Genomic DNA, 10,071 nt, shown 5'->3' with positions numbered 1-10,071 from the left:
GCACGAACAGGAGCTGGCGGCCCTCGATTTGATCGAGCACCCCACCGTCAAGGCCGCCTACCGCGCCGTCGCCGAGACCTGGCTCGGTCGCGCCAAGGCGTCGGACGCGATGCGGGAACGGTTCGACGACGCGTTCACCGAGGTGATGTTCTCGGCGGCGGTGTGGTCGTCCAACCAGGACAAGCTGCGGCCGAAGGTCAGCTGCATCACCCGGCTCGCGCATCCGGTGGACGGCCGCAACATCCCCGGATCGCGTTGGGGCATAGACAATCCCGACACCGTGTACCGGGTGATCCCGATCTCCGGCGACGAACGCTACGAGATCCACGGCCGGGTCGGCGAGCACCGCATGACCGAGAACTACTTCACGCTGTGGGACGCGCACATGGGCACCGTCGACGTGCTCAACGGCCGCACCATGCAGGTCGACTCGGACGGCAGCTTCACCATCACCGTCGACGCCGACCCGGCCAACGGGCGGCCCAACCACGTGCAGACCTCCGACCAGGCCCATGAGTTCTACATCCGCGACGTGCTGTTGGACTGGGGCCGTGACGATCCCAACTACCTTGAGGTGCAACGGCTTGGCGGTCCACCCGCGACGCCGGTGCGTACGCTCGACGAGCAGGCCGAAGCCACCGCGGCGATGATGGATTACTTCGCCAACTTCACCGGCAAGCTCAGTCACGGGGTGTACAAGATGCCGGCCAACCATTTCAACCTGGCCTGGTCGGCGGACAAGGTTGGCGCGATGCGCAACCAGGTCTACGTCATGGGCCGGTTCGACCTCGCCCCCGACGAGGCGTTCGTGGTCGATCTGAATGACGGTGGCGCCGAATACTTCACCGTGCCGCTGAGCAACATCTGGGGCACCACGCTCGGCATCGTGGACCGTACCGGCAGCCTCAACAAGGCGCAGTCGGTGGCCAACGACGACGGCAGCTACACCTACGTGATCTCACCCGTCGATCCCGGCGTGGCGAATTGGATCGACTCCGACGGCCTGCGAGAGGCCATCCTGACGTTGCGTATGGCGGAGTTCGGTGAGGGCGGGCCGCGCCAGGACCTCGGGGCGCGCGGGCGGGTGGTCAAACTGGACCAGCTGGACGCCGAGGTGTCGCATCTGCCCCGGGTGAGCCGGCAGCAGCGGGCGACTGAGCTGGCGCGGCGGCGCGCGGCCTATCTGCGCCGTCTGCCGGAAGGGACGATCTGACGATGTCGCGCTGGCTGATCACCGGGTGTTCCACCGGCTTTGGGCGCGAAATCGCGCGCGCTGCACTGCAAGCCGGCCACAGCGTGGTGGTGACCGCGCGACGGGCCGAGGCGGTGCAGGATATCGCCGACGAATTCGGCGACCGCGCCGTGGCCGCGGTCCTCGACGTGACCGACGCCGCCCAGATAGCCGCAGCGGTGTCGGCGGCCGACGAGGCGTTCGGTGGGATCGACGTCCTGGTCAACAACGCCGGTCACGGGTACCTGTCCTCGGTGGAAGAGGGTGAGGACGCCGAGGTCCGAAAATTATTCGACGTCAACTACTTTGGCGCCGTCGACATGATCAAGGCGGTGCTGCCGGCCATGCGCGCCCGCGGGTCGGGGCACATCATCAACATTTCCTCGATGACGGGTCTGGTGGCCAACCCGCCCAACGCCTACTACTCGTCGACCAAGTTCGCGCTGGAAGCGGTGACCGAAGCGCTGGCTACCGAGGTACGCCCGCTGGGCATCAAGGTGACCGCGATAGAGCCGGGTGCCTTCCGGACCGATTGGGCGACGCGGTCGATGAAGGAATCGGGCAGCCCGATCGCCGATTACGTCGACGTGGCGGCGCGCAAGGATCTGATCAAGCAGTTCGCCGATCATCTGCCGGGTGACCCGAAAAAGGTGGCCGAAGCGGTGCTGATGGTGACCACGCTCGACGAACCGCCGTTGCGGCTGCTGCTGGGTCGTGACGTGCTGAAGGCCATGCGGGACAAGATCGCCGCGATGTCGGCGTCGATCGAAGAGTGGAAGGCCGTCACCAAAGACGTGAACTTCGCGGACTCTTAGGCTGTCAATCCCGCACCAGAGGGACTGTCTCACCGGCCCGACCGCCACGGCCGCGGTTTTCGAACGCTTCCCTGCCCCGCTCAAGCGGTCATCTCGGTCAAGGCAGCCGCCAATCGATCGCGTCGGCGCCCATCCCAGTGAGCAGTTCGTTGGCGCGGCTGAACGGACGCGAGCCGAAGAATCCGCGCGATGCCGATAGCGGCGAGGGGTGCGGTGACTCGATGGCGACGCAATTCCCTTGGGCAAGAATTGGTTTGAGCGTCGATGCGTCGCGGCCCCACAGGATGGCGACCAGGGGCCGCGACCGCTCGGTCAGCGCCCGGATAGCGCATTCGGTCACCGCTTCCCAGCCCTTGCCCCGGTGCGAGGCCGGGTTGCTGGGCCGCACCGTGAGCACCCTGTTCAGCAGCAGCACGCCGCGCTGCGCCCAGGGCGTCAGGTCACCGCATGACGGCAGCGGATGGCCCAGGTCCGCGGTGTACTCCTGGAAAATGTTGGCCAGACTGCGCGGCAGCGGCCGCACCTCGGGCGCCACCGAAAAGCTCAGGCCCACAGCGTGTCCGGGCGTCGGGTATGGGTCCTGCCCGACGATCAGCACCCTGATGTCGTCGAAGGGATACGTGAAGGCCCGCAACACGTTCGGTCCCGCCGGCAGGTACCTGCGCCCGGCCGCGATCTCGGCCCGCAGGAATCGCCCCATCTCGGCCACCTTGTCGGCCACCGGCTGCAGCGCTGTCGCCCAGCCCGGCTCCACCAATTCACTCAACGGGCGCGCCGTCATCATCGGCTCTCCGGGTAAACGGTCACCGCGCCACCCTAATACGACCGCCAGCCGGCGTAGCCGCTCCACTCTCGATCGTCGACGAGCACCCGGGCCGGCCCGTCGAGAACCTGCCCGATGATGCGCCATCCGGCCGGCGCGGGACCGGCGAAACACGCCACCAAGGCATGGTCTTCACCACCGCCCAGCACCCATGGCCAGGGGTCGACGCCCACGGCTGCCGCCGCCGCGGCAAGCGCGTCGCGGTCGGCGGCCAGCGCCGCCGTGGAGACGTCTATCCCCACCCCGGATGCCTCGGCGACATGGCGCAGGTCGGCGACCAGGCCGTCGGAGATGTCGATCATCGCCTGCGCACCCGCGGCCGCGGCCACCACTCCCTGGCCATAGGGCGGCTGCGGCACCACATGCCGGCGCCGCAGCTCGTCGAAGCCGCCAATGCCGCTGCGCCACAGCGCAAATCCCGCTGCAGAGCGACCCAGCTCACCGGCGACCGCGACGAGTGCACCGGGTTTCGCACCCGAACGCCGCACCGGTGTGCGTCCGTCCGGGTCGCCCAGCACCGTCACCGAGATGACCCACTGCGGACAGTGCACCAGGTCACCGCCGGCGATGCCGGCGTCGATCCGCTGCGCCTCGTCCCACATCCCGTCGACCAGCGCGTCCACCTTCACCGCCGGCGTGTCGCCCGGGGCGCCGAAGGCGACCACGAAGGCGGTCGGCCGCCCGCCCATCGCCTCGATGTCCGCGGCGTTCTGCGCGATCGCCTTGCGGCCGATGTCGTGCGGCGTCGACCAGTCCAGCCGAAAGTGCCGATCCTGCACCAGCATGTCGGTCGACACCAGGGTGCCGCCATCGCCGGCCAACACCACCGCGGCGTCGTCACCGGGCCCGAGCACCACCGCGCCCGGCTGCCGGCGGCCGCGCACCAGGCGATCGATGACGGCGAACTCACCGAGCTGCTGCAGCGTCGGGGACTCGGCCGATTCGTCCTGCACGCCACCTCCTTGGGCGCATCACGGGGTCATACGCCAGGTTTCCCGCCTGTGGACGGACCGCGCCAGTGTAAATTTCCCGCACCCGTGCGGTCGGGTTTCAGCCCGAGAATAAATTGGCATTCGGGTAAAGGCGATAGTGGTATCAAAACGAGGAGGTGCGCGGGCGGTGGCAACCGAATCGGACGCCGATGCCGGGCCGTCGCGTGCGCTGATCATCATCGCGATCGCGCTGGCGGTCGCGACTATCGGCGTGATCCTGGCCATCGCGGCAACCCGGCAGGCGCCGCCACGTTCGGTTGCCGTCCCCGCGGTTCCGGCGCCGCACGCCGACGGCGCCGCATGCCGTGCACTGACGGGCGCGCTACCGCAGCGGCTCGGGGACTACCAGCGCGCAACGCTCGAGCAACCCGCACCCGACGGCGCCGCCGCCTGGCGGACCGGGCCGGACAGTGATCCGGTGGTGCTGCGCTGCGGCCTGGACCGCCCGGCCGAATTCGTCCAGGGGTCTCCGATCCAGGTCGTTGATCGGGTGCAATGGTTCCAGGTGCGTACCGAACAGCAATCCGCCGGCGACGCGGGCAGATCCACCTGGTACGCGGTAGACCGTGGTGTCTATGTGGCGCTCACCCTGCCGACCGGATCGGGACCGACACCCATTCAGCAGATTTCCGAGGTGATCGCCCGCAGTATGCCGGCGGCCCCCATCGATCCGGGCCCACCCCAATAACGATCGCCACTCGTCCGATGGTGGCGACCCGCATCGCCCGGCTACGCCGCGCTTGCGATCGCCACTCGTCCGATGGTGGCGACCCGCATCGCCCGGCTACGCCGCGCTTGCGATCGCCACTAGCGCAGGCCCACGCCGCGGGCCAATGCGGTCTCAACCATGGTCGCCAGCAAGGTCGGGTAATCCACACCGCTGGCCGCCCACATCCTCGGATACATCGAGATCGTGGTGAATCCCGGCATCGTGTTGATTTCGTTCAGCACCGGACCGTCTTCGGTGAGGAAGAAGTCCACCCGGGCCAGCCCTTGGCAGTCGATGGCCTTGAACGCCCGGATGGCCAATTGGCGCACCGTGTCGGCGGTTTCGTCGTCCACCTTGGCAGGCACGTCCAATTCGGCTGCGTCGTCGAGGTATTTGGTGGAAAAGTCGTAGAAGGAATCCTCGCGGCCGCGCACCCCGGCCACCCGGATCTCCCCTACGGTGCTGGCTTCCATTGTGCCGTTGGGCATTTCGAGGACGCCGCACTCCAGCTCGCGGCCAACGATCGCCGCCTCGACGATGACTTTGGGGTCATGTCGGCGCGCGGTGGCGACCGCGGCGTCCAGCTGATCCCAGCTCGACACCCGGCTCACACCGATCGAGGAGCCGCCCCGCGCGGGTTTGACGAACACCGGCAGTCCCAGTCGCTCGCACTCCTCTGAACGCAGCCTCGGGCGCGACGGGCGCAACACCGCGTAGTCGCCGACCGGCAATCCTTCGGCGACGAACAGCTTCTTGGTGAACTCCTTGTCCATGCCCGCGGCGCTGGCCAGCACGCCGGCCCCCACGTAGGGCACACCGGCGAGTTCCAGCAGGCCCTGGATGGTGCCGTCCTCGCCGTAGGGGCCGTGCAACACCGGAAACACCACGTCGACCGACGCCAGGACCTCGCTGGCGCCGGGTGCGAGCGAGACCAACTGGCCACTGCGCAGCGGGTCGGCCGGCAGCGCCAATTCGGTTCCCGATTCGGCGGTCACCTCGGGCAGTTGCCGATTGGTGATCGCCAGTGCGGCCGGATCGCCGTCGGTGAGCACCCACGAACCCTGCGGAGTAATGCCGATCGCGACCACGTCGAACCGCTGCGCGTCCAAATTGCGCAGAATGCTGCCCGCCGAGACGCACGAGATGGCGTGCTCGTTGCTGCGCCCGCCGAAGACGACGGCCACGCGTACCCGATCGCCACCTCGCGAGCCGGGATGCGGCGTCGACCGCTCGCTGGCATTCACAATCTCAAGAGGCTACCGGGTAGCGCCCGGTCCGGTGGGGCGGCGGCACGTTGGCTGGCCCTTTCTTCTTGCTCGGGCGGCCGTTATTCGGGCTTGGTGCTGCGGCCCAACAGCAGGGCGATCGCCTCGTCGACCGACAGTCCTTTGTGGCAAACGCGGTGCACGGCGTCGGTGAGGGGCATTTCGACGTCGTAACTGGCGGCCAGCGCCAGCACCGACTCGCAGGACGTCACGCCCTCGACGACGTGCCCGTCGCCGCCATCGGGCGTGCCGGCCAGGACCGACTGGATAGTCGCCCCGCGGCCGAGCCGTTCGCCCAGCGAACGGTTACGCGAATGCGGCGAGCTGCAGGTGGCCACCAGATCGCCGACTCCGGCCAACCCGGCCAGCGTCGCGCCCTTGGCGCCGAGCGCGATGCCCAGCCGCATGATCTCGGCCAGACCCCGGGTGATGATCGCCGCCGTGGTGTTCTCGCCGAGCCCGACCCCGACCGCCATCCCGCACGCGAGCGCGATGACGTTCTTGCACGCCCCGCCTATCTCGGTGCCGATCACATCGCTGTTGGTGTACGGGCGGAAGTACCCGGTGTTCAGCATGCGTTGCAGGGCGACGGCGCGGCCCGAGTCGCTGCACGCCACCACTGTGGCGGCGGGTTGGGATTCGGCGATCTCGCTGGCTAGATTCGGCCCTGAGATCACCGCGACCTGGGCGGGATCGACGCCGGTGACCGCGACGATGACCTGGCTCATGCGCATCAAGGTGCCCAGCTCGATGCCCTTGGCCAGGCTGACCAGGGTCGCGCCCGCGCGCACCAGCGGAGCCCAGTTCTCCAGGTTGCCGCGCATCGTCTGCGCGGGCACGCCCAGCAGCACGGTTGACGCGTCGCTCAGCGCCTCGGCGGCGTCCGCGGTGGCGCGGATGCCCGGCGGCAGCAACGTGCCGGGCAAATAGTCGGGGTTGTATCGGGTGGAGTTGATGCGCTCGGCGAGCTCGGGCCTGCGGGCCCACAGCGTGACCTCCGATTCCGGCCCCCCGGCCTCGACCAGCACTTTGGCCAGTGCCGTTCCCCACGCCCCGGCACCCATGACTGCAACGGCGCCCGTCGAACCGGCGATAGCGCTGGCCATGTCCACCCCCTTGTCCGTGGTTGGTGTTCCTCACGCGGCACTTGCAGCCGCTACACACTAGATCAGCCCCAGCTCACGAGCGATACGCAGGGCGTCGCTGGCAGGATGACATCTCATGAGCGGCATACGCGCCGACGGCGCGACCAACGACGCGGGCGATGTGGCGTTGATCATCGCCGTCAAGAGGTTGGTCGCAGCCAAGACCAGGCTGGCTCCGGTTTTCTCGGCGCGCACCCGGGAAAGCGTGGTACTGGCCATGTTGATGGACACGCTGACCGCCGCCGGACGCGTACGATCGCTGGGCTCGATCACCGTGATCACCCCCGATGACGCCGCGGCGGCCGCGGCCACCCAGTTGGGGGCTGACGTGCTGACCGACCCGACGCCCGAGGGCCATCCCGATCCACTGAACAACGCCATTGCCACCGCGGAACGCGCAGTGGGCCGTTCCTTCGCCAATGTCGTTGCGCTGCAAGGTGATTTGCCCGCGCTGCAGAGTCAAGAGCTGGCCGAGGCGATCGCCGCCGCGCGCCAGCACCGGCGCAGTTTCGTCGCCGACCGGCTGGCGACGGGAACCGCGGCCCTGTTCGCGTTCGGAAGCCCGCTCGACCCGCATTTCGGATCCGATTCCTCGGCGCGGCACCGTAGTTCGGGCGCCATCGAACTGACCGGCGCCTGGCCCGGCCTGCGCTGTGATGTCGACACCCCCTCCGACCTCGCGGCCGCCCGTCGCCTCGGGGTGGGGTCAGCCACCGCGCGGGCCATCGCGACTCACTGATATTCGGTCAGCACGAGTAAATCTGTCTTATGGGTGAACGGCATCCCAACGGCGAATAGATGTCCCTGGAGCGCTAGCAGCACCCGCGCGTGATGAGCGATGATCGCAGGGTGACTGAAATCGAAGCTGAGGCGCGACCCGAAGAGAATTTGTGGCATTCAGGCGACTCGGCAGTGACGGCACCACCGGCTGCGACCCAGGCGGCGCTGACCGATCTGCCGGAGGACCGTTACCTCAACCGTGAATTGAGCTGGCTGGACTTCAACGCCCGCGTGCTTGCGCTGGCCGATGACAACTCGTTGCCGCTGCTGGAGCGGGCCAAGTTCCTGGCGATCTTCGCCTCTAACCTCGACGAGTTCTATATGGTGCGCGTCGCCGGCCTCAAACGCCGTGACGAGATGGGATTGTCGGTCCGTTCAGCCGACGGTCTGACGCCGCGCAAGCAACTTGCCCTGATCGGGGAACAGACGCAGCGCATCGCGACCCGGCACGCGCGGGTGTTCCTCGATTCGGTGCGGCCCGCCCTCGCCGAGGAGGGCATCCACATCGTCACGTGGGCCGATCTCGATCAGGCCGAGCGCGACGAATTGTCCAGCTATTTCACCGAACAGGTCTTTCCCGTTCTGACCCCGCTTGCCGTCGATCCTGCGCACCCGTTCCCGTTCGTCAGCGGGCTGAGCCTGAATCTGGCGGTCATGGTGCGGCAACCCGAGGACGGCGGCCAGCACTTTGCCCGAGTCAAAGTGCCCAACAACGTCGATCGCTTCGTCGAACTCTCCGCACTGCTTGACGACGACGGCGGGCGGACCATCGTTCGCTATTTGCCGATGGAAGAACTGATCGCCGCGTTCCTTCCTCTTCTGTTCCCGGGCATGGAAATCGTGGAGCATCACGCTTTCCGGATCACTCGTAACGCCGACTTGGAAGTCGAAGAAGACCGCGACGAGGATCTGTTGCAGGCGCTGGAACGGGAATTGGCGCGCCGGCGGTTCGGTCCGCCGGTGCGACTCGAGATCGCCGACGACATGACCGAGGGCATGCTGGAATTGCTGCTGCGTGAACTCGACGTGCATCCCGGTGACGTCATCGAAGTTCCCGGCCTGCTCGATCTTTCGTCGCTTTGGCAGATCTACGGGTTGGATCGGCCGGCGCTCAAAGACCCGGCGTTCGTCCCGGACACCCATCCCGCCTTCGCCGATCGCGAATCTCCCAAGAGCATCTTCGCGACGCTGCGCGAAGGTGACGTGCTAGTGCATCACCCCTACGATTCCTTCTCCACCAGCGTGCAGCGCTTCATTCAGCAGGCCGCCGCCGATCCCAACGTGCTGGCGATCAAACAAACGCTGTATCGCACCTCCGGTGATTCGCCGATTGTTCGGGCGCTGATCGAAGCGGCCGAGGCCGGAAAGCAGGCGGTGGCACTCGTCGAGATCAAGGCACGCTTCGACGAACAGGCCAACATCCGTTGGGCGCGCGCACTCGAGCAAGCGGGCGTGCATGTGGTCTATGGGCTGGTCGGCCTTAAGACGCACTGCAAAACAAGCTTGGTGGTGCGTCGTGAAGGTTCGGCCATCCGGCGGTACTGCCACATCGGAACTGGCAACTACAACAGCAAGACCGCCCGCCTGTATGAGGACGTCGGCCTGCTGACGGCGGCTCCGGATATCGGTGCGGATCTCACCGATCTGTTCAATTCGCTTACCGGATACTCGCGTAAGGTCTCCTACCGCAATCTGCTGGTGGCACCGCACGGAATTCGCGCCGGCATCATCGAACGCGTCGAACGCGAGATCGCCGCGCACCGCGAACGCGGGAACGGTCGAATCCGCCTGAAGATGAATGCTCTGGTGGACGAGCAGGTGATCGATGCGCTCTACCGGGCATCACAGACGGGCGTGCGGGTCGAGGTCGTGGTGCGCGGCATCTGCGCGCTGCGCCCGGGCGCCGAGGGCTTCTCCGAAAACATTTTCGTCCGCTCCATTCTCGGCCGCTTCCTGGAGCACTCGCGGATCATCCATTTCCGCAACATCAACGAATTCTGGATCGGCAGCGCCGACATGATGCACCGCAATCTCGATCGGCGGGTGGAAGTGCTGGCTCAGGTCAAGGACCCTAAGCTCACCGCGCAGCTGGACGAATTGTTCGAGTCCGCGCTGGATCCGTCCACTCGCTGCTGGGAACTCGGTGCCGACGGGCAGTGGACGCCGTCGCCACAAGAAGGCCATACCGTGCGCGACCACCAAGTATCGTTGATGGAGCGCCATCGCAGTCCCTAGCCCTGTGCGGTGATTTCCGGTTATTTCCCGGGCCGCATCGTTTGAGTGTGCGACTCTGACCGAATTGATCTGCAGG

At 67.1% G+C, this 10,071-nt stretch carries 9 protein-coding genes; 5 read left to right on the top strand and 4 right to left on the bottom strand.

The window, feature by feature from the left end; all coding sequences use genetic code 11:
• Both A5625_RS11795 and A5625_RS11790 read left to right on the top strand, forming a co-directional pair.
• A partial coding sequence (locus A5625_RS11795) for a hypothetical protein (RefSeq protein ID WP_066993317.1) occupies nt 1–1,213 on the top strand: 1,213 nt, incomplete at its 5' end.
• 2 nt (nt 1,214–1,215) lie between these two features.
• Nucleotides 1,216–2,046: an oxidoreductase gene (locus tag A5625_RS11790; protein ID WP_066993314.1), complete on the top strand. Its 831-nt coding sequence runs from the start codon at nt 1,216–1,218 to the stop codon at nt 2,044–2,046.
• A gap of 97 nt (nt 2,047–2,143) precedes the next feature.
• Here A5625_RS11790 and A5625_RS11785 read toward each other — a convergent pair whose 3' ends face one another.
• A complete protein-coding gene (locus A5625_RS11785; RefSeq protein ID WP_066993340.1) occupies nt 2,144–2,827 on the bottom strand; it encodes a uracil-DNA glycosylase in 684 nt (227 codons plus the stop codon).
• Nucleotides 2,828–2,862: 35 nt separating this feature from the next.
• A complete protein-coding gene (locus A5625_RS11780) occupies nt 2,863–3,822 on the bottom strand; it encodes a thiamine-phosphate kinase (RefSeq protein ID WP_066993311.1) in 960 nt (319 codons plus the stop codon).
• Between the two features lie 166 nt (nt 3,823–3,988).
• On the opposite strand from A5625_RS11780, the gene A5625_RS11775 reads away from it, so the two are divergent.
• Nucleotides 3,989–4,549, top strand: coding sequence for a DUF3515 domain-containing protein (locus A5625_RS11775; protein WP_066993309.1), 561 nt, complete (start codon nt 3,989–3,991; stop codon nt 4,547–4,549).
• Nucleotides 4,550–4,668: 119 nt separating this feature from the next.
• Here the strand turns inward: A5625_RS11775 and A5625_RS11770 are convergent, their stop codons facing one another.
• Both A5625_RS11770 and A5625_RS11765 read right to left on the bottom strand, forming a co-directional pair.
• Nucleotides 4,669–5,814, bottom strand: coding sequence for a D-alanine--D-alanine ligase family protein (locus tag A5625_RS11770; protein WP_066993306.1), 1,146 nt, complete (start codon nt 5,812–5,814; stop codon nt 4,669–4,671).
• 83 nt (nt 5,815–5,897) lie between these two features.
• Nucleotides 5,898–6,941 (bottom strand): NAD(P)H-dependent glycerol-3-phosphate dehydrogenase, encoded by a 1,044-nt coding sequence (locus A5625_RS11765; protein WP_066993303.1) that lies wholly within the window; start codon nt 6,939–6,941, stop codon nt 5,898–5,900.
• Between the two features lie 115 nt (nt 6,942–7,056).
• On the opposite strand from A5625_RS11765, the gene cofC reads away from it, so the two are divergent.
• Both cofC and A5625_RS11755 read left to right on the top strand, forming a co-directional pair.
• Nucleotides 7,057–7,719: a 2-phospho-L-lactate guanylyltransferase gene (gene cofC / locus A5625_RS11760; RefSeq protein ID WP_066993300.1), complete on the top strand. Its 663-nt coding sequence runs from the start codon at nt 7,057–7,059 to the stop codon at nt 7,717–7,719.
• Nucleotides 7,720–7,808: 89 nt separating this feature from the next.
• A complete protein-coding gene (locus tag A5625_RS11755) occupies nt 7,809–9,995 on the top strand; it encodes an RNA degradosome polyphosphate kinase (RefSeq protein WP_066993298.1) in 2,187 nt (728 codons plus the stop codon).
• Nucleotides 9,996–10,071 lie beyond the last annotated feature (76 nt).

Origin of the sequence: Mycobacterium sp. 1465703.0, from assembly GCF_001672975.1 — a bacterium.
Taxonomy (GTDB): Bacteria; Actinomycetota; Actinomycetes; order Mycobacteriales; family Mycobacteriaceae; genus Mycobacterium.
This window is presented reverse-complemented; position numbering and strand designations above follow the sequence as displayed.